This is a genomic window from Kitasatospora sp. NPDC089509 (genome assembly GCF_044749365.1).
Classification (GTDB): Bacteria; Actinomycetota; Actinomycetes; order Streptomycetales; family Streptomycetaceae; genus Kitasatospora.
Genome location: NZ_JBIVHS010000030.1, coordinates 40,789 through 66,676, shown reverse-complemented (window position 1 = coordinate 66,676; position 25,888 = coordinate 40,789). Strand labels below are relative to the sequence as shown.

Annotated in this window: 20 protein-coding genes; 5 read left to right on the top strand and 15 right to left on the bottom strand. The window is 73.3% G+C overall.

The features are described from left to right. Positions 1-24 precede the first annotated feature (24 nt). Complete coding sequence (locus ACIP4P_RS39005; RefSeq protein WP_400927408.1) at positions 25-549, bottom strand: hypothetical protein; 525 nt, start codon at positions 547-549, stop codon at positions 25-27. Positions 550-866: 317 nt separating this feature from the next. Here ACIP4P_RS39005 and ACIP4P_RS39000 point away from each other — a divergent pair, with 317 nt between their 5' ends. After that, positions 867-2,819 (top strand): FUSC family protein, encoded by a 1,953-nt coding sequence (locus ACIP4P_RS39000; RefSeq protein WP_400927405.1) that lies wholly within the window; start codon positions 867-869, stop codon positions 2,817-2,819. Positions 2,820-2,872: 53 nt separating this feature from the next. Here ACIP4P_RS39000 and ACIP4P_RS38995 read toward each other — a convergent pair whose 3' ends face one another. The 8 genes from ACIP4P_RS38995 to rsmI all read right to left on the bottom strand — a co-directional run bounded on the left by ACIP4P_RS38995 (position 2,873) and on the right by rsmI (position 11,623). After that, the gene (locus tag ACIP4P_RS38995) at positions 2,873-4,696 is read right to left on the bottom strand and encodes an ABC-F family ATP-binding cassette domain-containing protein (RefSeq protein ID WP_350515358.1); all 1,824 of its coding nucleotides are present in this window, start codon (positions 4,694-4,696) and stop codon (positions 2,873-2,875) included. A gap of 111 nt (positions 4,697-4,807) precedes the next feature. Then, the gene (locus ACIP4P_RS38990) at positions 4,808-5,725 is read right to left on the bottom strand and encodes a 4-(cytidine 5'-diphospho)-2-C-methyl-D-erythritol kinase (RefSeq protein ID WP_350515359.1); all 918 of its coding nucleotides are present in this window, start codon (positions 5,723-5,725) and stop codon (positions 4,808-4,810) included. Then, a complete protein-coding gene (rsmA, locus tag ACIP4P_RS38985; RefSeq protein WP_400927400.1) occupies positions 5,722-6,624 on the bottom strand; it encodes a 16S rRNA (adenine(1518)-N(6)/adenine(1519)-N(6))-dimethyltransferase RsmA in 903 nt (300 codons plus the stop codon). The genes ACIP4P_RS38990 and rsmA overlap by 4 nt, the downstream gene beginning before the upstream one ends. Positions 6,625-6,652: 28 nt before the next feature. Then, positions 6,653-7,270 (bottom strand): Uma2 family endonuclease, encoded by a 618-nt coding sequence (locus tag ACIP4P_RS38980; RefSeq protein WP_400927397.1) that lies wholly within the window; start codon positions 7,268-7,270, stop codon positions 6,653-6,655. Between the two features lie 106 nt (positions 7,271-7,376). After that, positions 7,377-8,255 (bottom strand): TatD family hydrolase, encoded by an 879-nt coding sequence (locus ACIP4P_RS38975; RefSeq protein WP_350515362.1) that lies wholly within the window; start codon positions 8,253-8,255, stop codon positions 7,377-7,379. Between the two features lies 1 nt (position 8,256). After that, a complete protein-coding gene (gene metG / locus ACIP4P_RS38970; RefSeq protein ID WP_400927393.1) occupies positions 8,257-9,876 on the bottom strand; it encodes a methionine--tRNA ligase in 1,620 nt (539 codons plus the stop codon). 192 nt (positions 9,877-10,068) lie between these two features. Continuing rightward, entirely contained in the window at positions 10,069-10,518 is a 450-nt protein-coding gene (locus ACIP4P_RS38965; RefSeq protein WP_400927390.1) for a hypothetical protein, read from the bottom strand. Between the two features lie 235 nt (positions 10,519-10,753). Then, a complete protein-coding gene (rsmI, locus tag ACIP4P_RS38960) occupies positions 10,754-11,623 on the bottom strand; it encodes a 16S rRNA (cytidine(1402)-2'-O)-methyltransferase (RefSeq protein ID WP_400927387.1) in 870 nt (289 codons plus the stop codon). A 105-nt stretch (positions 11,624-11,728) separates the two neighbouring features. Here rsmI and ACIP4P_RS38955 point away from each other — a divergent pair, with 105 nt between their 5' ends. Together ACIP4P_RS38955 and ACIP4P_RS38950 are read left to right on the top strand one after the other, a co-directional pair. Further along, positions 11,729-13,525 (top strand): dolichyl-phosphate-mannose--protein mannosyltransferase, encoded by a 1,797-nt coding sequence (locus tag ACIP4P_RS38955; protein WP_400927384.1) that lies wholly within the window; start codon positions 11,729-11,731, stop codon positions 13,523-13,525. Positions 13,526-13,724: 199 nt separating this feature from the next. Continuing rightward, complete coding sequence (locus tag ACIP4P_RS38950) at positions 13,725-15,497, top strand: penicillin-binding transpeptidase domain-containing protein (protein WP_400927381.1); 1,773 nt, start codon at positions 13,725-13,727, stop codon at positions 15,495-15,497. Between the two features lie 130 nt (positions 15,498-15,627). Here ACIP4P_RS38950 and ACIP4P_RS38945 read toward each other — a convergent pair whose 3' ends face one another. From ACIP4P_RS38945 to ACIP4P_RS38920, 6 genes are all read right to left on the bottom strand, one after another. Next, positions 15,628-17,031: a glycosyltransferase 87 family protein gene (locus tag ACIP4P_RS38945; RefSeq protein WP_400927378.1), complete on the bottom strand. Its 1,404-nt coding sequence runs from the start codon at positions 17,029-17,031 to the stop codon at positions 15,628-15,630. Positions 17,032-17,159: 128 nt separating this feature from the next. Next, on the bottom strand, positions 17,160-18,647 hold the full coding sequence (locus ACIP4P_RS38940; RefSeq protein WP_400927375.1) for an amino acid permease: 1,488 nt from the start codon (positions 18,645-18,647) through the stop codon (positions 17,160-17,162). Positions 18,648-18,894: 247 nt separating this feature from the next. Further along, entirely contained in the window at positions 18,895-20,418 is a 1,524-nt protein-coding gene (locus tag ACIP4P_RS38935; protein ID WP_400927372.1) for a penicillin-binding transpeptidase domain-containing protein, read from the bottom strand. After that, positions 20,418-21,752 (bottom strand): FtsW/RodA/SpoVE family cell cycle protein, encoded by a 1,335-nt coding sequence (locus tag ACIP4P_RS38930; RefSeq protein ID WP_400927369.1) that lies wholly within the window; start codon positions 21,750-21,752, stop codon positions 20,418-20,420. Before ACIP4P_RS38930 ends, ACIP4P_RS38935 begins: the two co-directional genes overlap by 1 nt. A 200-nt stretch (positions 21,753-21,952) precedes the next feature. Beyond that, positions 21,953-22,636 carry an ABC transporter gene (locus tag ACIP4P_RS38925; protein ID WP_400927366.1) on the bottom strand — a complete coding sequence of 228 codons (684 nt, stop codon included), beginning with the start codon at positions 22,634-22,636 and terminating at the stop codon, positions 21,953-21,955. After that, positions 22,615-23,481 carry an ATP-binding cassette domain-containing protein gene (locus ACIP4P_RS38920; RefSeq protein ID WP_400927363.1) on the bottom strand — a complete coding sequence of 289 codons (867 nt, stop codon included), beginning with the start codon at positions 23,479-23,481 and terminating at the stop codon, positions 22,615-22,617. Before ACIP4P_RS38920 ends, ACIP4P_RS38925 begins: the two co-directional genes overlap by 22 nt. 185 nt (positions 23,482-23,666) lie before the next feature. On the opposite strand from ACIP4P_RS38920, the gene ACIP4P_RS38915 reads away from it, so the two are divergent. After that, positions 23,667-24,989 carry a VWA domain-containing protein gene (locus tag ACIP4P_RS38915; protein ID WP_350515374.1) on the top strand — a complete coding sequence of 441 codons (1,323 nt, stop codon included), beginning with the start codon at positions 23,667-23,669 and terminating at the stop codon, positions 24,987-24,989. A gap of 2 nt (positions 24,990-24,991) precedes the next feature. Beyond that, entirely contained in the window at positions 24,992-25,873 is an 882-nt protein-coding gene (locus tag ACIP4P_RS38910) for a peptidase (RefSeq protein WP_400927359.1), read from the top strand. The last annotated feature ends 15 nt before the right edge of the window (positions 25,874-25,888 follow it).

The following is a 25,888-nucleotide window of genomic DNA, read 5'->3' as shown; positions in this document are numbered from 1 at the left end:
TGTCTCCCCCGACCTCGACCGCCGTCAGAAGCCGTCGGCGCCGGTCCGCTTCGCGACCGCGTTCTGGTCGTCCGTCGTGTTGTCCTCGTTGGTCGAGTAGTTCTGTGCCGTCGACGTGACCGCGTGCTGCATCGCCTTGATCTGCGCCGTGAAGTCCTTGTGCAGCTTGACGAGCTGGGTGTGGACCTTCTCGTAGGTGGAGGAGAGCGCGACCGCTTCCACGAACTGGTGAGCCTCGTCCCCGCTGACGAAGTTCTGCTGGGACACCTTCTGCGCCGCGAGCTTGTACGGCGCGGCCTCCGAGCCCTCCATCGCCGCGAGCAGGGCCTCGATCTTCTTCGCGAAACCGGTGAGGGTGTCGAGCTCGACCTTGACGTCGTGCTTGCCGAAGGCCGAGACCAGGTCACCGGCGGTGTTGTTGGTCTCGGCGGTGCTGAAGACCGGCGCGATGTTGACCCCGCCGACCCACGGGAGATGCAGCTTCCTCTCCAGGGTGAACGGCGTGTCCCCCGGGTTCGACCCCGCCGCCGGCGTACTCGGATCCGTCACAGCAATCCACCTCTCCCCCGTCGGCCCGCGCGCCCCGGGCGACTCCCGGGGCCCCGCCTGCCGTCACACACCGTCAACTTCCGGTTCGTACCGTCCTGGCCGTCCGACCGCCCGTCCTGGGAGCGGCCCCCGCCTCCGTCATGGTAGCCACCACCCCTGTCGGCCGGGCAGGGACCTCGGCCGGGCCGGGCCCGATCGGTACGAACTCGACACGTCCGGGCCCGCCCCGGGGCCCTGGGTAGACTGACCCGGTACGCCCCATCTGCCGCGCAATGTCGCACAGCAGCGATCCGAGGCCGCCGAACGGACGCGACGACATGCCTGCGAGCAAGCCGACCCAGACCACCTGGTGGGCCCGTGCCGTGCGCCCCGCCCGGCCGCCGGTGCCGGTGGGGGCGATGGTCCGGGCGGCGGTGGGCATGGCGGTGCCGCTGGTGGTCGGGCTGCTGCTGCACCGGCTGGACCTGGGGGTGTTCGCCGGACTGGGGGCGATGCACGCGACGATGAACGACCGCGCCGAGCCGGTGGGGCTGCGGGTGGCCCGGATCGGGTCGGCGGTGACGGCCTCCGCCCTCGGGATGCTGATCGGCACCACCCTGCAGCACGTCCACACGGGCACGCTCGCGCTCGGGGTCGGTCTGACGCTGACGGCGTTCGGGTCGGGCGCGCTGAGCGCGACGGGCCCGCGCGGTTCGGCGGCCGGGATGCTGCTGCTGGTGTCGACGGCGCTGGGCAGCGGGATGCCGCTGCCCACGCCGTGGTGGGCGGCGGCGCCGATGATGCTGGTGGGTGCCGCGTTCGTGGTGCTGCTCGGGCTGCCGGCCGGCGCCCACACCCGCCCGGCCTCGGATCCGCGCAACCGGGCGCTGGCCGCCGTGTACGAGGCCCTCGGCCGCACCCTGGCCGATCTGGGCACCGCGCGGGGCGCCGCCTCCCGCCGGGTGCTGACGGCCCGCCTGAACCAGTTGCAGGACCTGCTGCCGGAACGCGGCCGGACGACGGACCGCCGGGGCCTGCGCCCGATGTACGAGGCGGCGCTGGCGGCCACCGAGGCGGCGACCGGCCTGCTGTGGGCCTGGCGGCCGGTGCCGCCGGAGGTGGCCGAGGTGCCGGGGCTGCTGGCACGGGCCGTACGGCGGGGCGGCGGCGAGGTGACGGTGCCGGACTGGCGGCCGGACACCCCCTCCCGGCAGGCCCTGGACGCGGCCCTGCGGGCCGCCGCCGACACGGTCGCGGGCCGCCCGACCAGGGTGGGCACCGCGCCCGCGCCGCCGCCCGACCCGTGGCGGCTCCGGGGCGCCCTGCTGTCCGGCCCGTCCCTCCGGTACGGCCTGCGGGTCGCGCTGTGCATCGCGGCGGGCTCGGCCGTCACGGCCAACTACCCGCTCAGCAAGAGCTACTGGGTGCCCATGACGATCGCCTTCGTGCTGAAGCCGGACCTCGGTTCGGTGTTCCTGCGCGCGGTGAGCCGCGCGGTCGGCACGGTGCTCGGCGTGGTGGTGACGGCCGCGCTGCTGTCGGTGGCCACCGGGGAATGGGCGTTGACGGCGGTCGCGGCCGCTTGTGTGGCGCTGCTCCCGTACGCGACGGCGGCGCACTACGGGCTGAACACCGTGGTGATGACGCCGATGGCGCTGGTCCTGCTCCAGTTGGGCGGCCAGAGCGGTGCGGCCGAGTTCTGGCCTCGGGTGCTGGACTCCGTGCTGGCGAGCGTGATCGTGCTGCTCTTCGGCTACCTGCTGTGGCCGGAGCGCCCCCGCCACCGGATCGAGCCCCGCCTGGTGGCCGCGACCACCGCCCTGCGGGCCTACCTGGACGCGGTGACGGAGCGCCGGACGGACCAGCCGACGGACCAGCGGACGGAGCAGCGGACCGAGCAGGGCCACCCGACGGACCACACCGCCCAGGTGTGGCTGCGCCGCACCGCCTACCGGTCACTGGCGGACGCCCGCCGGGAGGTGCAGCAGGGCCTGGCCGAGCCGCCGCCCACCGGTCGGCTGGCCGAGCAGTGGCTGCCGGCCACGGCCGCGCTGGAGCGGCTCGGCGGCGCGGTGGCGGCGTTCGCCGCGCAGGTCCGGTACGGCGGCCGGGTGCCGGATCCGGCCGAGACCGGGCGGGTCCACCGGGCCCTGGACGAACTGACCGCCGCGGCCCGGGAGCACCGCCCGCCGACCGGGCCCTCGCTGCGGCCGAACGCGCCGCACGACCCCGCGCTCAGCGCGCTGGGCCGTGCGGCGGACGAACTCGAAGTACTGCTCGGGAAGCCGTAGTCCAGAACCGCAGGCCGAAGCCTCGGGCCGGAACCACAGGCCGGAACCGCAGGTCAGACCTGCTCGGCCAGCTCCAGCCAGCTCAGCTCCAGCTCCTCCTTCTCCTCCCGGACCCCGCGCAGCTGCCCGTCCAGCTCCGCGACCTTGGAGAAGTCGGCGGCGTGCTCGGCGAGTTGGGCGTGCAGCTTGGACTCCTTCTGGTCCAGCTTGGCGATCTGCCGCTCAAGCTTCTGCATCTCCTTCTTCGCCGCCCGCAGGTCCCCGCCGGACAGCCCCGCGGCGGCCTCCGCCGCGGCCGGGGAGGCCGCGACCGCGGCGGAGGAGGCGGCTGCCGCCGCGGCCGCCATCCGCGCCCGCCGCTCCAGGTACTCGTCCACGCCGCCGGGCAGCATCCGCATCTTCTTGTCACCGAGCAGCGCGTGGACGACGTCCGTGGTGCGCTCGATGAAGAACCGGTCGTGGCTGATCACGACCATCGAGCCGGGCCAGCCGTCGAGCAGGTCCTCCAGCTGGTTGAGGGTCTCGATGTCCAGGTCGTTGGTCGGCTCGTCGAGGAACAGCACGTTGGGCTCGTCCATCAGCAGCCGCAGCAGCTGGAGCCGCCGCCGCTCGCCGCCGGAGAGGTCGCCGACCGGCGTCCACTGCTTGTCCTTGCCGAAGCCGAACTGCTCGCACAGCTGCCCGGCGCTCATCTCCCGGCCCTTGCCGAGGTCGACCCGCGAACGGACCTGCTCGACGGCCTGCAGCACCCGGATCTCCGGCTCCAGCTCGGCGATCTCCTGCGACAGGTAGGCCAGCCGCACGGTCTTGCCGACCTTGATCACGCCCGAGGTCGGCTGCACGTCCCCCTCGGAGGCGTAGGCGTCCCGCATGGCCCGCAGCAGCGAGGTCTTGCCGGCGCCGTTGACGCCGAGCAGGCCGATCCGGTCGCCGGGGCCGAGCTGCCAGGTGAGGTTCTCCAGCAGCAGCTTGGGGCCGGCCTTGACGGTGACGTCCTCCAGGTCGAAGACGGTCCGGCCGAGCCGGGCGTTGGCGAACTTCATCAGCTCGCTCTTGTCGCGCGGCTCCGGCACGTCCGCGATCAGGGCGTTGGCCGCCTCGATCCGGTAGCGCGGCTTGGAGGTGCGGGCGGGGGCGCCGCGGCGCAGCCAGGCGAGCTCCTTGCGGGCCAGGTTCTGGCGCTTCTGCTCCTCGACGGCCTCGATCCGGGAGCGCTCGGCGCGGGAGAAGACGTAGTCGGAGTAGCCGCCCTCGTACTCGTGCACCTCGCCGTGCTGGACGTCCCACATCCGGGTGCAGACCTGGTCGAGGAACCAGCGGTCGTGGGTGACGCAGACCAGCGCGGAGCGGCGCTTCTGCAGGTGCTGGGCGAGCCAGTTGATGCCCTCGACGTCGAGGTGGTTGGTGGGCTCGTCGAGGATGATCAGTTCGGGCGAGCCGAGCAGCAGCTTGGCGAGGGCGATCCGGCGGCGCTCACCGCCGGAGAGCGGGCCGATCACGGTGTCCAGGCCGTCGGCGAAGCCGGGCAGGTCGAGGCCGCCGAAGAGGCCCTCGATGATGTCGCGGATCCGGGCGTCGCCGAGCCACTCGTGGTCGGCGCGGTCGGCGATGACCTCGTGCCGGATGGTGGCCTTCGGGTCGAGCGAGTCGTGCTGGGTGAGGACGGACGGTTCGAGGCCGCCGCTCCAGGTGATCCGGCCGCCGTCGGGCTCCTCCAGCTTGGCGAGCATCCGGATCAGGGTGGTCTTGCCGTCGCCGTTGCGGCCGACGACGCCGATCCGGTCGCCCTCGCTCACGCCCAGGCTCACCGCGTCCAGCAGGGTGCGGGTGCCGTAGACCTTCGTGACGGACTCGATGGTGGCGAGGTTGACGGCCACGTGTGCTGCGCTCCTGGGTTCGGCGGTCGCGGGGCGGGCCCAGCCCGCCCCTGAATCGGGGACGCCCCGATCACCCCAGCCTAATGGGCCCGCCCGGGCACCCCCGACGCGTCAGGAGACGACCGAGGCCCCCGGCACCGGCCCGTACGTGGCGTGCGCGGCCCGGCAGGTGCCGGAGGCGAGCAGCGCCTCGGCGACGGCGGCGGCCGACTCGGCGTCCTTGGCCAGGAAGGCGCAGGTCGGCCCGGAGCCGGAGACCAGGGCGCCGAGCGCGCCGGCCTCGGTGCCGGCCCGTAGGGTGGCGGCCAGCGCGGGGCGCAGCGAGACGGCGGCGGGCTGGAGGTCGTTGGTGAGCGCGGCGGCCAGGGCGACGGCGTCGCCCTCGGCGAGGGCCGCGAGCAGCGTCGGGTCCGCGTCCGGGACGGGCACGTCGGTCTCGCCGGAACCGGTGCCGGCCCGGTCGCGCAGCCGGTCGCACTCGCGGTAGACGGCGGGCGTGGACAGGCCGCCGTCGGCCACCGCGAAGACCCAGTGGAAGGTGCCCTCGACCGGGAGCGGCTCCAGGATCTCGCCCCGGCCGCGGCCCAGCGCGACGCCGCCGAGCAGGGCGAACGGCACGTCCGAGCCGAGTTCGGCGGCGAGGTCCAGCAGCACCGGCAGCGGCGTGTCCAGCTGCCACAGCGCGTCGCAGGCGACCAGCGCGGCGGCGCCGTCGGCGCTGCCGCCGGCCATGCCGCCGGCCACCGGGATGGCCTTGGCGATGTGCAGGTGCACGCCCGGGTCGGCGAGGCCGTGGTGGGCGGCGAGCAGCCGGGCGGCGCGGGCGGCGAGGTTGCTGTCGTCCAGCGGGACGACGGCGGCGTCCGGCCCGGTGCAGGAGAGCGTCACGCCCTCACCCGGGCTCGCCGTGACCTCGTCCCCCAGCGCGACCGCGAAGAACACGTTGGCCAGGTCGTGGAAGCCGTCGGCGCGCAGGCCGCCGACACCGAGCTGGACGTTGACCTTGGCCGGTACCCGTACGGTGATCACTCACTGTCCTTAGCAGGCTCGTGCTCGGCGATGACGGGCTTGTGCTCGGCGATCGCGGCGAACTGTTCCACCGTCAGCATCTCGCCGCGCAGCTTGTGGTCGATGCCGGCGGCCGCGAGCGCCTGCTCGGCCCCGGCGGCGGAGCCGGCCCAGCCGGCCAGCGCGGCGCGCAGGGTCTTGCGGCGCTGGGCGAACGCGGCGTCGACCACCGCGAACACCTCGGTCCGGCTGGCCGTGGTCCGCGGCGGCTCGCGGCGGACCAGCGAGACCAGCCCGGAGTCGACGTTGGGGGCGGGCCAGAACACGTTCCGCCCGATCGCGCCGGCCCGCTTCACCTCGGCGTACCAGTTGGCCTTGACCGAGGGGACGCCGTACACCTTGTTGCCCGGCTTGGCGGCGAGCCGGTCGGCGACCTCGCTCTGCACCATCACCAGGGTCCGCTCGATGCTGGGGAAGGTCGCCAGCATGTGCAGCAGGACGGGCACGGCCACGTTGTACGGCAGGTTGGCGACCAGCGCGGTGGGCGCCGGGCCGGGCAGCTCGGTGACCTCCATGGCATCGCTGAAGACCAGGTCGAAGGCGTCCGCCTTGCCCGGCATCCGGCCCGCGACGGTGTCCGGCAGGTGCCGGGCGAGCACCGGGTCGATCTCGACCGCGGTGACGTGCCGGGCCACCTCCAGCAGCGCCAGCGTGAGCGAGCCGAGCCCCGGCCCGACCTCCACCACGGCGTCCTGCCCGGTCACCTCGGCGGCCCGGACGATCCGCCGCACGGTGTTGCCGTCGATGACGAAGTTCTGTCCGCGCTGCTTGGTCGGCTTGACGCCGAACGCGGCGGCCAGCTCCCGGATGTCGGCGGCGCCCAGCAGGTGGCTGTCAGGGGTGGGGTCGGTGGTGCTCACGCGCCAAGGATACGGGCGCCGGAGGCGCTCAGAGTTCGACCACCGCGGCGAGGTCGATCTCCACGGGGTACGGGACCGAGGTGCGAAGCACTCCCTCGTGCTGCTCGACGGGCAGGTAGACGCCCTTCTCCTCGTCCCGGTGGAACTCGTGGACGATCGGCAGGTTGTCGATGCCGCGCTCGACCCGCCAGTAGTAGGGGATCTTCTTCTCCGCGTACTGGCCGGGCTTGCGAAAGCGGTCGTTCACCCGGGTGCCGTGCGATACGACCTCGACGGCAAGAACCACCGCCTCAGGCGGAACGCACTCCAGCTCGAAGACGTCGAGCCCGGTCTTGTCGAACACGACCACATCGGGCTTGGTCGTGTTGTCCTTGTCCAGCAGCACACAACGCTCGACATTGGCCGCGTACGGCGGGACCCGCACAGCACGGAGAGCCGAATACAACTCGTCCCGTACCTGGTCATGCCACTGATTCGTCTGCCCTCGGACCACGATGACTCCGTCCACCAGATCCCAATCGAACGGCAGATCGAGGTTCTTGGCCTGCTCGTAGGTCCAGTACCGAAACAGCGCATGCATCCAGTCAGGCCATTCAGCCCGGTCACGGTGATCGTCGACGGGTCCGTTGATCGGCTCGGCGGTCATCGCCACCTCCCTCACTGCACTCATGCTAGCCAGCCTAGGCAGCGATCAGGAGTGCCGAACCGTTTCTCCGGAACCACGAATCCGTTCGACCGGCGAAGCCCGGAGCTCAGTACCCGAAGGCCCGCGCCGTGTTCGCCGCGATCGCCGCCGACAGCTCGTCCTCGGGCAGCCCCAGGGTGGCGGCCATCGAGCGGACCGTGACCGGGATGAGGTACGGCGCGTTCGGCCGCCCCCGATAGGGGTGCGGGGTGAGGAAGGGGGCGTCGGTCTCGACCAGGACGCGGTCGAGCGGGGTGGCCAGCAGGGCGTCCCGCAGCGGCTGGTTGGCCTTGAAGGTGACCGGTCCGGCGAAGGACAGGTACCAGCCGTGCTCGGCGCAGACCTTCGCCATCTCGGCGTCGCCCGAGTAGCAGTGGAAGACGGTCCGCTCCGGGGCGCCCTCGGCGAGCAGCACCGCGATGACGTCCTCGTGGGCGTCGCGGTCGTGGATGACCAGCGCCTTGCCGTGCCGCTTGGCCATCTCGATGTGGCGGCGGAACGACTCCTTCTGGATCTCCACCCCCTCCGGCCCGGTGCGGAAGTAGTCCAGGCCGGTCTCGCCCACGGCGAGGACCTGCGGGAGCGCGGCCAGCGCGTCGATCTCGGCGAGCGCCTCGTCCAGCGCCGCCTGCCCGCCGCCGGGCCGCCGCTGCCCGGACCAGCCGTCCGGGTCGCCGAGGAAGATCCGCGGCGCCTCGTTGGGGTGCAGGGCGACGGCCGCGTGCACCTGCTCGTACTGCGCCGCCAGCTCGGCGGCCCAGCGCGAACCGGGCACGTCGCAGCCCACCTGGACCACCGTGGTGACCCCGACCGAGGCGGCCCGGGCGAGCCCCTCCGCCGGGGTGCCGGTCTGCATGTCGAGGTGGGTGTGCGAGTCGGCCACCGCCACGGCCAGGGGTTCCGGCAGCGGCGGCGGGGTCGACCGGTCGTCGTCCTTCTTGGCCATGTCAGGCGGCCGGCTTCTCTTCGAGACGCGGGAACAGGATGTCGCCCTTGGTGACGGTGGCACCGGCGGGCAGCAGGCCCCAGTCGCCGGCGGTGGCGACGCGCTGCCCGGCGAGCGCGCCGAGGCCCTCGGCGGCGCCCAGCGAGGCCCACAGCTTCTCGGCGGTGGACGGCATCACCGGGTTGAGCAGCACGGCGGTGCCGCGCAGCGCCTCGGCCGCGGTGTAGAGGATGGTGGCCAGCCGGGCCTTGCCCTCCTCCGACTCGTCCTTGGCGACCTTCCACGGCTCCTGGATGGTGAGGTAGCCGTTGACCTGCTTGACGAACTCGAAGATCGCCGCGAGGCCGCCGGCGAAGTCCAGCTCCTCGCCGATCTTCAGGTCGGCGGCGGCGACGGCCGCGGCCAGCCCGTCTGCGACGGCCTGCTCGGCGTCACCGTGCGCGACCGCAGCGGGCAGCGCCCCGCCGAAGTACTTGCCGACCATCGCGGCGACCCGGGAGGCCAGGTTGCCGAAGTCGTTGGCGAGCTCGGAGGTGTACCGGGCGGTGAAGTCCTCCCAGGAGAACGAGCCGTCCGTGCCGAACGGGATCGCCCGCAGGAAGTAGTAGCGGTACGCGTCCACGCCGAAGTGCGAGGTCAGGTCGGTGGGCGCGATGCCGGTCAGGTTGGACTTGGACATCTTCTCGCCGCCGACCATCAGCCAGCCGTTGGCGACGACCCGCTTGGGCAGCGGCAGGCCCGCGGCCATCAGCATGGCCGGCCAGATCACCGCGTGGAAGCGCAGGATGTCCTTGCCGACCAGGTGGACGGAGGCCGGCCACAGCTCGGCGAAGCGCTCCGGGTCGCTGCCGTAGCCGGCCGCGGTGATGTAGTTCTGCAGCGCGTCCACCCACACGTAGAGGACGTGCTTCTCGTCCCAGGGCAGCGGCACGCCCCAGTCGAAGGTGGAGCGGGAGATCGAGAGGTCCTTGAGGTCCTGCTCGACGAAGCGCAGCACCTCGTTGCGGGCCGAGGCCGGCTGGATGAAGTCCGGGTTGGCGGCGTAGAACTCCAGCAGCCGCTCGGCGTAGGCGGAGAGCCGGAAGAAGTAGTTCTCCTCCTCCAGCCACTCGACCGGCCGCTTGTGCACGGCGCAGAGCTTCTCGTCCTCGGTGGCGCCGTCGAGCAGTTCGGCGGGGAGCTTGAACTCCTCGCAGCCGACGCAGTACGGGCCGGAGTAGCCGCCCTTGTAGATCTCGCCCTTGTCGAACAGGTCCTGGACGAACTCCTGCACCCGGGCGGTGTGCCGCTCCTCGGTGGTGCGGATGAAGTCGTCGTTGGCGATCTCCAGGTGCTGCCAGAGCGGCTTCCAGGCCTCCTCGACCAGCTTGTCGCACCACTCCTGCGGGCTGACGCCGTTGGCCTCGGCGGTCCGCATGATCTTCTGACCGTGCTCGTCGGTGCCGGTCAGGTACCACACCTTCTCGCCGCGCTGGCGGTGCCAGCGGGTGAGGACGTCGCCCGCCACGGTGGTGTACGCGTGGCCCAGGTGGGGACGGTCGTTGACGTAGTAGATCGGGGTGGAAACGTAGTACGCCGGGGCGCTCGCCCCGGTGGTGCTGTGGTCTGCAGTGGCCGCCATGGTCGGAAAGCTTAGTCGGGCCCGAACACACGACTCGACCGCATTACCGCCGCACGCGTCCGCACCGCCCGTCGCACCGCCCACACCCGCACCCGCGCACACCCGCACCCGCGCCGCACCCGCGCCGCACGAGACCGGGGCCGCCCGCCGCACTGCTCGCGGCGGGCGGCCCCGGTGGTCCGTGGCGGGCGGTCAGCCGAACAGCCGCGCCCAGAACCGGGCCCAGGGCCCGCGCGGCCCGGACACCGGGGTCGCCCCGGCCGACTCGGCCGACTCGGTCGGCGCGGCCGGCGCGGGCTCCGCGTGCGCCGGGTAGCCGGGGGCGTGGTGCCGGGACTGGTCGGCGGAGGCCACCCGGCCCTCGCGCATGATCCGCACGGTGTGGCCACCGCACCCCGGGCAGGTCGGCTTGAGCAACGGGGACGGCACCCGGACGCCGTTGGCGTGGTACTCGAACACGATGTGGCCGTCCTTGGCCACGTGGTGCTCGATGTCGTACGCCTGCTCCCAGCCGTACCCGCAGCGCAGGCAGGCGAAGGAGTAGGCCTCCCGTACGGTCTCGACGGGAGTGTGCGCCGCCCCGGCCAGCCCGGGGACGCCCAGCGCGTTGCCACTGCGGGGGCTACCGATCGTGTCGCTCATAGCCAACTCCCAGTGCCCGTCGGGCGCTCGCCCGGCTGGGGCTTTCCATTCCAGGAAATGCCCGGACCGCCCCGGGTGACGCCCCTCTTGTGAAATCTTGGATGCGGGTTGGGAAGTCCTATACGAAGGGCCTCCCGCACCCCGGAAACCGGGGCCGAACCTTCAGCTCGGCGAGCGTTTACCGGGGCCTTCCCTCCAAGGTACGACTCCCCGCCCGCCCCGCACCCCCCGGAATTCACCCCTTTTTCAAAGCCCCGTCCAAGCCGTCCTTCTTGGCCGCCACCACGGCGTCGAAGACGTCCCGCTTGGGCACGGACAGTTCGACCGCGACCGCCGCGATGGCCTCCTTGCGCCGCTCCCCGGCCTCCTCCCGGAGGGCCACCAGCCGGGCCAGCTCGGCCGGGGTCAGCTCCTGCGGCGCGGCCGGCGGGGCGCCCGCGACCACGACGGTGATCTCGCCCCTGACGCCCTCGGCGGCCCAGGCCGCCAGCTCGCCGATCGGCCCGCGCTTGACCTCCTCGTAGGTCTTGGTGAGCTCCCGGCACACGGCCGCCGGCCGCTCCGGCCCGAAGGCCTCGGCCATCGCCGACAGCGCCTCGGCGATCCGGTGCGGCGCCTCGAAGAAGACCATGGTGCGCGGCTCGGCGGCGACCGAGGCCAGCTGCCGGGCCCGGTCGCCGTTCTTGCGCGGCAGGAAGCCCTCGAAGGTGAAGCGGTCGACCGGCAGGCCGGACAGCGCGAGCGCGGTGAGCACCGCGGACGGCCCGGGCACCGCGGTGACCTTCACGTCCGCCGCGACCGCCGCCGCCACCAGCCGGTAGCCGGGGTCGGAGACCGAGGGCATCCCGGCGTCGGTGACCAGCAGCACCCGGGCTCCGCCGAGCAGCGCCTCGACCAGCTCGGGGGTGCGGCCGACCTCGTTGCCCTCGAAGTAGGAGACGACCCGCCCGGCCGGGGTCACCCCGAGCGCCTGGGTGAGCCGGCGCAGCCGGCGGGTGTCCTCGGCGGCGATCACGTCCGCCGTGGCCAGCTCATTGACCAGCCGGGGCGGGGCGTCCGAGACGTCGCCGATGGGGGTGCCTGCGAGAACCAGTACTCCTGTCACGGGCCCCATCCTTCCACCTGGGGCCGTCCGGAGCTTTTGGTGACGATTCGGGCAGCTTCCGAGGGATCGCTCACCCGTACGAGGAGCGCCCCTACGATGTGGCGGATGAACGGCGACAAGGCGGCGCAGACGCCCACTGGTACGGACCACTCCGCGCGGGGCGGTGTCAGCCTGCCGTCCCCCCGGTCATCCTGGTCATCCCGGTCATCCGGTTCACCCGCGGCCTGGCGGGAGCGCCTGGCCGGGTACGGCTACCGCGCCCGCAGCGCCGGGACGCTCACCGAGCGCCTGGTCCCGCCGATGCCGGACGGCCCCCGGGTGACGCCGCCGGACGTCCCGCAGTCCCCGCTGCTGCTGCGCCTGGGCCTGGCGCTGCCGCAGGGCCTCTGGTACTTCCTGTGCCGCTGGTCCGGCTGGCTGGGCCCGATCGCGGTGGCGGTGTTCGCCGGGCTGCTGCGGTTCAGCAACCTCGGCCAGCCGCACGCGATCATCTTCGACGAGACGTACTACGCCAAGGACGCCTACGCGCTCTGGCACGGCGGCTACGAGATCAACTGGCCGGAGGACGCCAACACCACGATCATGACGCCGGGCGCGGCCGTCCCGTACCGCTCGACGCCCTCGTACGTGGTGCACCCGCCGGTCGGCAAGTGGATCATCGGCGCGGGCGAGCAGCTGTTCGGGATGAACCCCTTCGGCTGGCGGTTCGCGGTGGCCCTGCTCGGCACCCTGTCGGTGCTGATGCTGGCCCGGATCGCCCGCCGGATGTTCCGCTCCACCCTGCTGGGCTGCGTGGCCGGCCTGCTGCTCTCGGTGGACGGCCTGCACCTGGTGCTCAGCCGGACCGCGCTGCTCGACCTGGTGGTGATGTTCTGGATCGTCGCCGCCTTCGGCTTCCTGCTGCTGGACCGCGACCGCACCCGGGCCCGGCTGGCCGCCCGGCTGGACGGGGTCGCGGACGCGGCGCTCGCCCAGCGGATCAACCTGGGCTGGCGCCCGTACCGGATCGCGGCCGGCGTCTGCGTCGGCCTGACCTGCGCCACCAAGTGGAGCGGCCTGTACGTGGCGGCGGCCTTCGGGCTGCTGACCGTGCTCTGGGACGTCGGCGCCCGCCGGCTGGCCGGCGCCCCCCGCCCGTACCTGGCGGTGCTGGCCCGGGACGTGGTGCCGGCCTTCCTGTCGGTCGTGGTGGTCTCGGTGGCCGTCTACCTGGCCTCCTGGTGGGGCTGGTTCGCCAGCAGCACCGCGCCCGGTCAGGGCGGCTGGGGCCGGGACTGGGCGGTCGGCCGCTCCACCGACTACCCGTGGATACCCGAGGGCCTGCGCGCCCTGTGGCACTACCACTCGACGGTCTACGAGTTCCACACCCACCTGACCGACCCGCACACCTACCAGTCCAACCCGTGGTCCTGGCTGGTGCTGGGCCGCCCGGTGTCCTTCTACTACGAGTCCCCCAAGCTCGGCCAGGACGGCTGCACCGTCGCCGACTGCGCCCGCGAGGTGCTGGGCATCGGCACCCCGCTGCTGTGGTGGACGGGCGTGCTGGCGCTGGTCTACTGCCTGTGGCGGTGGGCGTTCCGCCGGGACTGGCGGGCCGGCGCCCTGCTGTGCGGCCTGGCCGCCGGCTACCTGCCGTGGTTCCTCTACCAGCAGCGGACGATCTTCCTCTTCTACGCGGTGGTCTTCGTCCCCTTCCTGGTGCTCGCCGTGACGATGCTGATCGGCGCGCTGATCGGGCCGCCCGGCGCCTCCCGGGACCGCCGGATCATCGGCTCGGCGACGGCCGGGCTGCTGGTGCTGCTGATCGTCTGGAACTTCCTGTACTTCTTCCCGCTGTACACCGGGCAGACCATCCCGCTGGAGGACTGGCGCCGCCGGATGTGGTTCAACAGCTGGATCTGAGGCCCCGGGCGGGCCCGCGGGGCGCCCGCACAGGGTTCCCCCGAAGCATCCGCACCCGGTCCACGACACGTACCAGATCCGTCACAAGACCCCAGCCTCCGGCCGGGGCGCCGAATCCGCCTGCCTAGGGTGGGAGACGTACCGCGTTTCCGGCCCCGCCGGTTGCGCCCGGCCGCGATACCCCTGGGGGATTGGCACCATGCGCAGTGGCGCGAAGATCGGCATCATCACCGGCGTGTCCATCGCCGTCCTCGCGGGCGGCGGCTACGGGGCCTACAGCCTGATGGGCGGCTCGGACTCCGGGTCCTCCGCGAAGAAGCCCCGCACCGTGGTCGCCGAACCGCCCTCCGCCGATCAGGCGGCGGCCGGCGCGAAGGACTTCCTGGCGGCCTGGGCCTCCGGCGACATCGCCAAGGCGGCCTCGCTGACCGACGACCCGGCCGCGGCCACCACCGCCCTGACGGCCTTCAAGGACCAGGTGAAGCCGAGCGCGCTGACCCTCACCCCCGCCGGTCCGGCCACCCCGCAGGCCTTCGCCTCGGCCACCGGCACCCCGAGCCCGGCCAAGCCCACCGGTGCGGCCTCGACGAACCCGTCCGCGAGCGCCACCCCCGGCGCCACCGACTCGGCGTCCCCCTCCGCCGCCGCCGGGCCCACCGGCGTGCTGATGGGCTTCAAGGCCCGCGCCGAGTTCGAGGGCACCAACCGGGCCTGGGACTACAACGGCTTCCTCGGCGTCGTGAAGATGAGCGACAACACCCCGGCCGTGCACTGGGCGCCCTCGGTGATCCACCCGCACCTGTCCGGCAACGAGACCATCGCCACCCAGCAGGTCTTCGCCCCGCCGTCCACCGTGGTGGACCGCAACGGCAAGCCCCTGCAGGGCGCCTCGCTCACCCCGGCACTGATGTCCAGCCTCCAGGACAACGCCCGCAAGCTGCTGCCGCCGGACCCGAACAAGGACAAGGACGCGGGCAGCGCGGTGGTCATCACCGACCCGGCCGGCAAGACCGCCGCGGACAAGCTGTTCACCATCGTCGAGCCGAAGCCCGGCCAGCCGTTCAAGGTGACCATCGACAACACCCTCCAGGCGGCCGCCGAGAAGGCGATGACCGACCTGGGCGGCAAGTCCGGCTCCATCGTCGCGATCGAGCCGAGCACCGGCCAGGTGCTGGCCTTCGCCAACGCCCCGGCCAACGGCCAGAACCGGGCCTTCACCGGCCTGCTCGCCCCCGGTTCGACGATGAAGATCCTCACCTCGACGGCCCTGCTGGAGGCCGGGGTCAACCCGGACACCACGGTCGCCTGCCCCGAGAAGAGCAGCAACCCGGTGGCGATCCCGAACGACTTCCCGGGCGCCTTCCCGAACAACACCCTCCAGCAGGACTTCATGGTGTCCTGCAACACGGCCTTCATCAACCAGGGCCTGACCAGCCTCAAGCCCGACACCCTGGCCAACACGGCCAAGGACGTGTACGGCATCGGCCTGGAGTGGAAGACCGGTCTGCCGAACGCCGACGGCAAGATCCCGGTGGCCCCGGGCAGCAAGGACGAGCAGGCGATGAACTACATCGGGCAGGGCAAGGTCCAGATGAACCCGCTGGCGATCGCCTCCGTCACGGCGACCGTCCAGAGCGGCGCGTTCAAGCAGCCCATCCTGGTCGCCGGGCTGCCGCAGCAGCAGGCCGCCCGGCAGATCTCGCCGGACGTCGCGACCAAGCTGCGGGCGATGATGAACGCCACCGCGGTCAGCGGCACGGCCAGCCAGGTGATGTCCGGGATCACCGACAAGGCGGGCGCCAAGACCGGCTCCGCCGAGGTCCAGGGCGCGACCACCACCAACAGCTGGTTCACCGCCTTCCGCGGCAACCTGGCGATCGCCGCCGAGGTCCAGGGCGGCGGCCACGGCGTGGACGCGGCCGGCCCGGCCGTCGCCTCGCTGATCAAGGCGGTCGGCGCCCCCCGGCAGTAGGCCCCGCCCCGAGCACTCCTTGCGCCCGCTCCGCCACGAAGGCGGAGCGGGCGCTCTCCGCCCCGAGGCACCACCGGAGGCGAGCGGGCGAGTCACCGCCCCGAGGCACCACCGGAGGCGAGCGGGCGAGTCACAACGGCAGCGCGGGCTCCGGCGCTGCCGCGCGGCTCGGCGGCAGCGGGCGGCGGCTGCTCCAGCGCCGGGCCGCCAGCCGGGGCCAGATCATCAGCACGGCGGGCAGCGCCAGGTATCCGAACCGGCCGGCCGGGGCGAGCGTGAAGGCGATGGCGAGCCCGCCGGCCAGCAGGTCGGCGGCGGCGATCGCGGAGACCGGCGGCCTGGCCACCAGCCAGATCGCCACCCCGATCAGGGCCAGGGTCATCAGCGCCAGCGAGACGGTGTGTCCGGTGGGCCCGAAGCCCGCCAGCACCTTGCCGGGCAACGGGCTGCCCGCCGGGGTGCGGATCGCGGTCATCCCGAGCGGGAAGCGCACCACCTGGTCGCGCAGCGCCGTCGGCTCGGTGAGGATCGAGGGCAGCAGCACCGCGGCGCTCACCCCGGTCGCGATCAGCGCGGTGCGGGCGGCGGGTCGGCGGCCGTACAGCCGCCACAGCAGCAGGACGGCGACCGGCAGGGCCGGCCAGGCGGTCCACTTGAGGCTGCAGGCGAGGGCGAGCACCAGTCCGGCGGCGACCGTGCGGTCCCGTTCGGCGAGGGCCATGGCGAGGCAGCAGACCCCGATCAGCGGCAGGTCGACCCCGCCGACCGCCAGGGCGAGCGCGATCAGCGGCGAGGCGGTGAGGATGGCCAGCGGTAGCAGCGGCGCGCGCTCCCGGGTGGGGCGCAGCAGCCGCCAGGCGGCCAGCAGGCAGACGACGAAGGTGAGGGCGAACCAGATCCGGGCGTCCCCGGCGACCCGGGCGAACGCGGTGGAGCTGCCGAGCAGCTGGCGCGGCAGTCCGAACAGGGACATCGCCGGCAGGTACGGGTTGTAGTCGGTGACCACCACCGGGTGCGGGAGGTAGACGTCACCGCTGGTGAGCAGCAGGTGGGCGGAGCGTTCGACCACCATCACCTCGGACTGGTGCCGGCCGTTGACGGCGAGCAGCCCGAGCGGTGCCACGACGGCCCCGAGCAGGGCGACCACGGCGGCGGCCTCGGCCGCGAAGCGGCGCGGCAGGACGAGGCAGAGCAGTCCGGCCAGGACGTAGGACGGGGCGGCGACCAGGCCCCAGAGCCGCTGGTTGTCCAGGTCGGAGACGAGCGGGAAGGCGGCGGCCCAGCCGGCCGCGATCAGGCAGCCGATCAGCTGGACCCAGCGCAGCGAGGCGAGTCGGGCGGGATTCCACCGATCGGGCGTAGGCGGAAAGGTGCTCTCGCCACGCTGCCGGGGGAACGGCCGGGGCAGCGTGGTGCTCGACGGCGGTCCGGGTCTGGACGGCGGTTCGGCGCCGGTGGTCTGGGCCGGCGTTCTCGTTCGGCCGGTGAAGCGGCCGCGCGGGCGGGAGGAGCCGGGCGTGCGGGTGCTCACCATGGTGGAAGGTTATGGCTGCCGAGCGGGCCCTGTCGCCATCGCCTCGGACCCCGTTCGGGACGCTACGCGCGTAGGGCCGCGGCCCGTCATGCCGGACGGCGGCCCTTCACGATTGGATAACAGCCGGGTCAGCCCGTCGTGGTGTCGGCCGGGGCGTCCTGCTTCCCGGCCCGCTCCAGCCGGGAGTGCTTGACGCTGTAGCCGAAGTAGACGACCACGGCGACGGCGAGGGCGATCGCGCCGGCCCGGAAGGTGTCGGCGTGCAGGCCGGTGATCAGGTAGATGCAGAAGCCGACGCTGATCAGCGGGACGACCGGGTAGCCGGGGACCTTGAAGCCGCGCGGCAGGTCGGGCTGGGTGCGGCGGAGCACGATGACGCCGATCGCGACCACCGAGAAGGCGATCAGGGTGCCGAGGCTGGTGATGTCGGCCAGCACGTTCAGCGGGATGAACGCGGCCAGCGCGCCGACGCCGATCCCGACCACCAGGGTGTTCCAGACCGGGGTGCCGGTGCGCGGGGAGAGCTCGGCGAAGCGCTTGGGCAGCAGGCCGTCGCGGCCCATCGAGTACAGGATGCGGGTCTGGCCGTAGATCACCACCAGGGTGATGCTGAAGATCGAGACGATCGCACCGACCGCGAAGATCATCGCGGGCCAGCTCTGGCCGGTGATGTTCTGCAGGATCTGGGCCAGGCCGGCCTCCTGGCCGTCGAACTCGGTCCACGGCTGGGCGCCGATGCCGGCCAGCGCGACCAGGATGTAGAGCAGGGTCACCACGACCAGCGAGATGATGATCGCCATCGGCAGGGTGCGGCGCGGGTTCTTGACCTCCTCGCCGGCCGTGGACACCGCGTCCAGGCCGATGAAGGAGAAGAAGATGCTGGACGCGGCGACCTGCACGCCGCCGATGCCGAGCGGCATGAACGGGGTCAGGTTGCCGGACTTGAAGCCGGTGAGCGCGACACCGATGAACATCAGCAGGATGACGATCTTGATCGCGACCATCACCGCGTTGACCTTGACCGACTCGCTGACGCCGCGGATCAGCAGGAAGCACACCATGGCGACCAGCAGCAGCGCCGGCAGGTTGAACCAGTGGGTGCTGTCCGGTGCCCCGGCCAGCTGCTCGGGGATCTTGAATCCGAAGGCCAGGTCGAAGAACTTGTTCAGGTACTCGGCCCAGGTCACCGCGATCGCCGAGGCCGAGACCCCGTACTCCATCAGCAGGCAGATGCCGACGCCGAAGGCCACGCCCTCGCCGAGGGTGGCGTAGGCGTAGGAGTACGAGGAGCCGGAGACCGGGATCGCCGAGGCCATCTCGGCGTAGCAGAGCGCGGTGAGCCCGGCGGTGACCGCCGCGATCACGAAGGACAGGATGACCGCCGGTCCGGCCGAGGGCACCGCCGTGTTGAGCACGAAGAAGATGCCGGTGCCGATGGTGGCGCCGATGCCGATCGCGGACAGCTGCCAGAGGCCGATGGAGCGGCGCAGGTGGATGCCGGAGCGTCCGCCTTCCTCGGGGGCACCGGCCGGAAGGCCGCGCCCCTCGCTCTCCGCGATCAGGGTCGTGACGGGCTTGCGTCGCAGCAGACGCGCACCGAGGGTGTTGCTGGCCAAAACCGCAGTCCTTCTGGGCGGGGGAGGGTGTCCAGGGGCCGGTCACCCGGGGCGCTGGGGGGTGCCATCGGGGACCAACCGAACAAACATGGGACAGTACCCCGCGAAAACGCCATTGTCGCAAACAAACAATACCGATCGGCGCATTGTACGAATCGTCGCATCGACAATGACAAACCCGACACTTCGCACCCGTCGCATCATCGGTCAATCCGCTAAACGTCCAGCTCAGCGCCGTCGATTGGCCTCAGCGGCCCAGTACCGCCCGCATCACCGCACGGGCGATCGGGGCCGCCAGCGCACCACCGGTCACATCCGTGGCGTCACTGTCCGCGACCACCACCGCCACCGCGACCGGCGGCACCGCGTCCGAGCCGGCCGGCTTGGCCCAGGCGATGAACCAGGCGTACGGCGTCCCGCTGTTGTCCGCCCCGTGCTCGGCGGTGCCGGTCTTGCCGCCGACCACCGCCCCGGGGATCCGGGCGTTGCCGCCGGTGCCGTTCTCCACCACGTCGGTCATCAGCCGCTGCAGCTGCCCGGCCACCGCCGGGCTGGTCGCCTGCCGGTACACGGCCGGCTTCATCAGCTCCACCGTGCCGCCGTCGCTCCTGGTCAGCCTGTCCACCAGCTGTGGACGCATCACCGTCCCGTTGTCGGCGACCCCGGCTGCGACCATCGCCATCACCAGCGGGGTGGCCGCGGTGTCGTACTGCCCGATCGAGGACAGCGCCAGCTGGGCCGGGTCCATCGAGGTGTCGACGTTCGAGCGGGCCGGGCGCACCGGCATGTCCAGCCTCGGATCGTTGAAGCCGAAGCCCTCCGCCGTCGCCACCAGCTTCGACAGCCCGGTCCGCTCCCCGAGCCAGCCCAGCACGCTGTTGCAGCTCAGGGTCATCGCGGTGTCCAGCGACAGCCCCGGCCGGTCGCAGGCCGCGTTGTCGTTGACCAGCGGCGTGGTCGTCCCGGGCAGCACGTACGGGAAGGGCGCCGCGGTCGGGGCGTCCGGGTCGGTCACCGTCCCGGCCGCCAGCGCCGCGGCGGCGGTGACCACCTTGAAGGTCGAGCCCGGCGGGTAGGTCTGCCGCAGCGCCCGGTTGAGCATCGGCTGGTCGCTGTCGGCCTGCAGCCGGTTCCAGGCGGTCTGGTCGGCGTTGCCGGAGCCGGCGAAGCCGCCCGGGTCGTACGAGGGGGTGCTGGCCAGCGCCAGGATCCGCCCGGTGGCCGGTTCGATCGCGGCCACCGCCCCCTTCTGGTCGCCGAGCCCGTTCATCGCGGCCTGCTGGGCCGCCGGGTCGATCGTGGTGTACACGTCCCCGCCGGGGTTCTGCCGGCGGGAGACGGCGTCCCAGAGCGACCAGCCGCCCAGCCGGCCGTCGGTGCCGGTCAGCAGGTCGTCCTCGGTGCCCTCCAGCTGGCTGTTGCCGTACGCCTGGGAGGCGAACCCGGTGACGGCGGCGTAGGTCGGGCCGTCGGTGTAGGTGCGCTTGTAGGCGTACCGGCCGCCGGTGGGCAGCGAGCCGGTCACCGCCCGGCCGCCGACCAGGATGTCGCCGCGCGGCCGGGCGTAGCGCTCGACGACGAGCCGCTGGTTGGCGCTGTTCCGGTCCAGGTCCCGGGCCTCGAACACCTGCACCCGGGTGGCCTGCACGCACAGCGCCCCGACCAGCAGCAGGCAGAAGGTGGCCGCCCGGCGCCCGGTGACCGAGATCCCGGGCAGCCCCTGCGGGCCGTTGCCCCGCGGCCGGCCGCCGCCGGACGGGCCGGCCGCCATCAGCCCACCACCTCCGGCGCGGGCCTGCGGGCCTCGTGACTCATCCGCACCAGCAGCGCCACGATGATCCAGTTGGTCACCACCGACGAACCGCCCTGGGCGATGAACGGCATGGTCATCCCGGTCAGCGGGATCAGCGCGAGCACCCCGCCCGCCACCACGAACACCTGCAGGCCGACGATCGCGGCCAGCCCGATCGCCAGCAGTCGCCCGAACGGGTCGCGCAGCGCGATGCCGGTCCGGAATCCCCGCGAGACCAGCACCGCGTACAGCAGGAACACCGCGAACAGCCCGGTCAGGCCGAGCTCCTCGCCGATGGTGGCGAGGATGAAGTCCGACTTGGCGGCGAAGCCGATCAGCACCGAGTGCCCGTTCCCCAGCCCGGTGCCCAGCTCGCCGCCCCAGGCGAAGGCGAACAGCGACTGGGCGATCTGGTTGGCGCCCCGGCCCGCCGCGATCGAGCCCAGCGGGTCCAGCCAGTCCACCACCCGGCTGTGCACGTGCGGCGAGAGCCAACCCACCGTCACCGCGCCGACCGCCGCCAGGCCCAGCCCGATCGCGATCCAGCCGGTGCGCGCAGTGGCCACGTAGAGCATCACCACGAACAGCCCGAAGTACAGCAGCGACATCCCGAGGTCGGTCTCCAGCACCAGCACCCCGACGAAGGCCGCCCAGATCATCAGCACCGGCCCGAGCACCCGCCCGCGCGGCAGCTGCCAGCGCCAGACCCGGCGGCCGGTGAGCGCCAGCGCGTCCCGGTGCACCGCCAGGTAGGCGGCGAAGAAGACGGCCAGCAGGATCTTGGCGAACTCCCCCGGCTGGAAGGAGAGCGGCCCGACCACGATCCAGATCCGGGAGCCGTACACCGGCGGGAACAGGATCGGCACCACCAGCAGCACCAGCGCCGCCAGCGCCCCGACGTGCGCGTAGCGCTGCAGCCGCCGGTGATCGCGCACCAGCAGCACCACCGCGATGAACAGCCCCACCCCGAGCGCCGACCAGAGCAGCTGGGTGGAGGCGGCCTCCCGGCCCGGGGTGGCCCGGTCGAGCCGGTAGATCACCACCAGGCCGATCCCGTTGAGCAGCACCGCGATCGGCAGCAGCAGCGGATCCGCGTGCCGGGCCCGCCGGCGGACCACCGCGTGCGCCGCGAGCGAGAGCACACCCAGCGCGGCCCCGTACTGGACGGCGTCGGCCGGCGCCTCGCCGTCGAGGTCGACGCCGACCCCGACGTAGCCGAACACGGCGATCAGCACGGCCGCCAGCACCAGCACCAGCTCGGTGGTGCGCCGGGTCGGCACCGGCCGGTCGGGCCGGGCCGGGGATCTCGTCACGGCGGAAGGTGTCGCCACGGACCGTCCTGGGGGGAGGCGGGGATGCCGATCGGGGCGGACCGGACGCCGGTGCGACGGCGGCCCTGCCCAGGTTCGTCACCCTAACGAGCGTTATCCATATGTACGGCAGTTCGGCACGGTGTGTCCGCCGGTGTCGCGATCACCCCGAACGGCCCCCGCCCCGGCCCCCACCCCGCCCCTCACTCCGGCCGCCGCCCCGCCAACGCCGCCACCCCCGCCCCGACCACGGCCACCAGCACGACGGACAGCAGCAGTTGACCCCAGGGCACGCAGAGCCGCCCGGTCCGGGCCGCCGTCACCACCCCGCGCACCGCCGCGTTGGCCGGCGACACCGGCACCACCAGCGCCGCCGCGGCCAGACCCAGCGCCGCCAGGATCCCGTACGGCGAACGGACCGGCACCGGACGGTTGGCCACCGCCCCGGCCAGCACCCCCGACAGCACACAGACCACCGAGGCGGCCAGGCCGGCCAGCAGCGCCCGGCCGACCCCCGGATCGGCCCCCGCCCCCGGGTTCACCACCGGCCCACTCGTCCACCACAGCGCCGCCACCGCGCCCACCGCCGACAGCAGAGCCGCCGTCAACGCCGCCAGCAGCGCCGCCAGGTGCACCCGCGCCGGGCCCGCCGCCGCCACCAGACAGGCCCGCGACGCCGCCGGCTCCGCCGTCAGCACCCCGCGCACGTACCAGGCGCTCACCGGCACCAGCACCCCCGCGCCGTAGCCGAGCCCGCCCAACAGCGGATCCCCCGGAGACACCCCGACCACCAGCAGCAGCACGAACGTCAGGAACGGCGGCAGCCAGGCGTGCGAGCGCACCAGCAGCTCCAGGTGGTACCGGGTCAGTGGTCCGAGCCGCCGCACCGCTCCCCCTCCCGTCGACGCACCGCCAGCACCCGCACACCCGGCCGGCCCAGCAGCAGAGCGCGCAGCAGCGCGTCCGAGTGACCGGCCGGCACCGCCAGGCGCACCAGCGCCCCGCCCAGCGCGACCGCCTCCGGCCCGCCGGGCAGCCGCTCCGGCAGCGCGACGCCGTCCGGCAGCTCCACCTCGACCTCCATCACCGGCCCGTCGGCCACCACCGGCCCCGGCCCCTCCGCCACCGGCCGCAGCCCGCCGTCCGGGCCGACCCGGTAGGCGGCACCGGTCCGCCCGGCCAGCCGGTCCGGGTCGTGGTCCACGAACAGCACCGCCGCGCCCGCCGCCGCCCGCTCGACCGCCGCCTCGTCCAGCACCGCCCGGGCCCCCGGGTCCAGCCCGGTCCACGCCTCGTCCAGCAGCAGCACCGGGGCCTCGGACATCAACGCCTGCGCCACCGCCACCTTCTGACACGTCCCCTTGGACAGCCGGCTCAACGGGGTGCCCGCCCGGTCCGCGATGCCGAACCGGTCCAGCCACTCCCCCGCCCGCCGCCGCGCCACCGCCGCCGACAGCCCGTGCACCCGGCCCACCCGCAGCAGGTACGCGGAGGCGTCGAACGGCAGCGCCGGCGGGAACCGCTCCGGCACGTACGCCGCCGCGCCGGACCGCACCACCCGGCCGGTACTCGGCCGCTCGATCCCGGCCACCAACCGCAGCAGGGTCGACTTGCCGCTCCCGTTCGCCCCGGCGATCCGCACCAACTCCCCCGGCCCGACCGCCAGATCGACGTCCCGCAGGACCCACCGCCCGCCCCGCCCGTACCGCTTGCCGACCGCGGTCAGCTCCATCCCCACCCCGTCTCCATCGGATCCCCACGAAGGCTATCCAGCCCCGGTAAAGCCACCGTGAGCATCCCGCCCGGCAACCGCCGCGCCCCGCACCGGAGTTCACGCCGGAGCCCGCGCCGGAGCGAACCGGCGGCCCGCCCGGCCCCGTTTGGCCCCGACGAACTGATGATCCCTAGGATCACCGGGTGAATACCGGACGACGACCGCACACCAGGCTCGGCAGCCTGCTGGCCGCCCTGGCGATAACGGGCGCCTCGCTGCTCCTCGGCCTGCCCGCCCACGCCGACGAACCCTCAGCCGGCGCCACCCCAGCACCCCAGGAGGCCCCCAAGGTCGACCTGATCCTGGACGTCAGCGGCTCCATGAACACCGCCGACATCCAGGGCAAGAGCCGCATCTCGGTGGCCCAGAACTCGCTGAACGAGGTGATCGACGCCCTGCCCCCGGAGGCCGAGTTCGGCATCCGCACCCTCGGCGCCAGCTACCCCGGCAACGACAAGACCGTCGGCTGCCAGGACACCAAGCAGCTGTTCCCGGTCGGCAGGACCAACAAGGTCGAGGCCAAGACCGCCGTCGCCACCCTGCGCCCCACCGGCTGGACCCCGATCGGCCTGGCCCTGCGCGGCGCCGCCCAGGACCTCGGCAAGGGCGACGCCACCCGCCGGATCGTCCTGATCACCGACGGCGAGGACGACTGCGCCCCGCCGGACCCGTGCGACGTGGCCCGCGAACTCGCCGCCCAGGGCATCCACCTGGTGGTCGACACCCTCGGCCTGGCCCACGACGACAAGACCCGCCAGCAGCTGCTCTGCATCGCCAACGCCACCGGCGGCACCTACACCGACGTCCGCACCGGACAGCAGCTCACCGACAAGGTGAAGCAGCTGATCGACCGCAACGACGACACCTACACCGTCAACCCGGTCAAGACCACCGGCACCGACAAGTGCGACAACGCCCCGGTGCTCGCCCCCGGCGTCTACAGCGACCGGGAGAAGTTCTCCGAGCACCGCGTCTACAAGGTCCCGGTCAAGGCCGGCCAGGAGCTGCGCGCCTCGGTCAGCGTCGGACTCGACCGCGCGGTGGCCCGCGACTACGGCGTCCTGCTCCAGGCCACCAGCGCCACCGGCCAGGAACTCGTCCGCGGCACCGACGCCGGCAGCACCCGCACCGACGTCGTCTCCACCGGCCTGCGCTGGTCCACCGACGACTCCAAGGGCTACGTCACCGCGAGCCCGACCGCCTCGGCCAAGGACAAGCCGGACACCACCGTCTGCCTGGTCGTCAGCAACGCGCTGGCCCCGCAGGCCGGCGTCCACACCGACCCCGGCATGCCGCTGGAGCTGACCGTCGACCTGGCCGCCGCCTCGCCCGCCCCCGAGGGCGCCGCGATGGGCCTCGGCCGCGGCTGGATCCTGCTGCTCACCCTCACCCTGGCCGGCCTGGCCTTCGGCCTGGTCTCCGGCTGGATCGCACGCTGGCGGATCGCCGTCTGGCGGGAGAACTGACCATGCGTACGACGATCCGCGGCGCCCTCGCCGCCCTCGCCCTGCTGCCCGCCCTCGCGCTGCCCACCCTCGCGTTGGGCGCCCCGGCCGCCTCCGCCGCCTCGCCGTCCCCGAGCGCGACCGCGAGCGGCAGCCCGGCCCCGGCCACCAAGGCCGGCACCTCCTTCCTGACCGCGGTCAACCTCTCCCCCGGCCAGGACGCCGACGTCGCCGTCTCCACCGGCGACTACCTGTACTGGGCGTTCGGCGCCGCCGAGGGCCAGACCCCGACGATCAACCTGACCGTCAACCTGGCCCCCGCCGCCGACCGGCACGGCCCGCAGACCTGGACCGTCGAGGTCTTCGACGGCCTGCGCCGCCGCCAGGCCTGCACCGCCGGCACCCAGAACGCCACCGGCGACCAGAGCGCCACCGCCCTGACCCTCAACTGCACCCTGCGCGAGGTCCGCACCTGGGCCGAGCCGTGGTCCGGCGACCCGCTGCCCGGCACCTACTACGTCCGGCTGTCGGTCACCGACGCCCCGCAGCCCGACCTCGGCCTGGCCGCCACCACCCGGCTGCACGTCACCGCCAAGGGCAACGCCGACAACGCCCAGCCCGAGGGCGGCGAGCTGAAGGCCCCGCTGGTCCCGCCGGTCGGCGGCGGCGCGAGCACGGCCAAGGCGGCGGCCCCGGTCGCCGAGAAGCAGCACTGGTACACCGGCTGGTTCTCCGGCTGGAACAGCCGCTGGTACTGGACCATCGGCGGCGGCTTCCTGGCCGCCCTGGCCGGCGTCCTCGGCTTCCACCTGACCCGGCACCCGCGCGGCCACCGCCCCGGCCGCTACGGCGCCGTCCCGCCCCAGGGCTCGCACCAGCACCAGTCCTACGCCGAGCGCCCCTGACCCACGCCCCCGGGG

Bases quoted from the DNA above. Each gene is read 5' to 3' on its own strand.
- ACIP4P_RS38955 (WP_400927384.1), top strand. From the start codon at position 11,729: ATGAACGGCGACAAGGCGGCGCAGACGCCCACTGGTACGGACCACTCC.
- ACIP4P_RS38945 (WP_400927378.1), bottom strand. From the start codon at position 17,031: ATGGTGAGCACCCGCACGCCCGGCTCCTCCCGCCCGCGCGGCCGCTTC.
- ACIP4P_RS39000 (WP_400927405.1), top strand. From the start codon at position 867: ATGCCTGCGAGCAAGCCGACCCAGACCACCTGGTGGGCCCGTGCCGTG.
- ACIP4P_RS38920 (WP_400927363.1), bottom strand. From the start codon at position 23,481: ATGGAGCTGACCGCGGTCGGCAAGCGGTACGGGCGGGGCGGGCGGTGG.
- ACIP4P_RS38950 (WP_400927381.1), top strand. From the start codon at position 13,725: ATGCGCAGTGGCGCGAAGATCGGCATCATCACCGGCGTGTCCATCGCC.
- ACIP4P_RS38980 (WP_400927397.1), bottom strand. From the start codon at position 7,270: ATGACCGCCGAGCCGATCAACGGACCCGTCGACGATCACCGTGACCGG.
- ACIP4P_RS38935 (WP_400927372.1), bottom strand. From the start codon at position 20,418: ATGGCGGCCGGCCCGTCCGGCGGCGGCCGGCCGCGGGGCAACGGCCCG.
- metG (WP_400927393.1), bottom strand. From the start codon at position 9,876: ATGGCGGCCACTGCAGACCACAGCACCACCGGGGCGAGCGCCCCGGCG.
- ACIP4P_RS38975 (WP_350515362.1), bottom strand. From the start codon at position 8,255: ATGGCCAAGAAGGACGACGACCGGTCGACCCCGCCGCCGCTGCCGGAA.
- ACIP4P_RS38965 (WP_400927390.1), bottom strand. From the start codon at position 10,518: ATGAGCGACACGATCGGTAGCCCCCGCAGTGGCAACGCGCTGGGCGTC.
- ACIP4P_RS38910 (WP_400927359.1), top strand. From the start codon at position 24,992: ATGCGTACGACGATCCGCGGCGCCCTCGCCGCCCTCGCCCTGCTGCCC.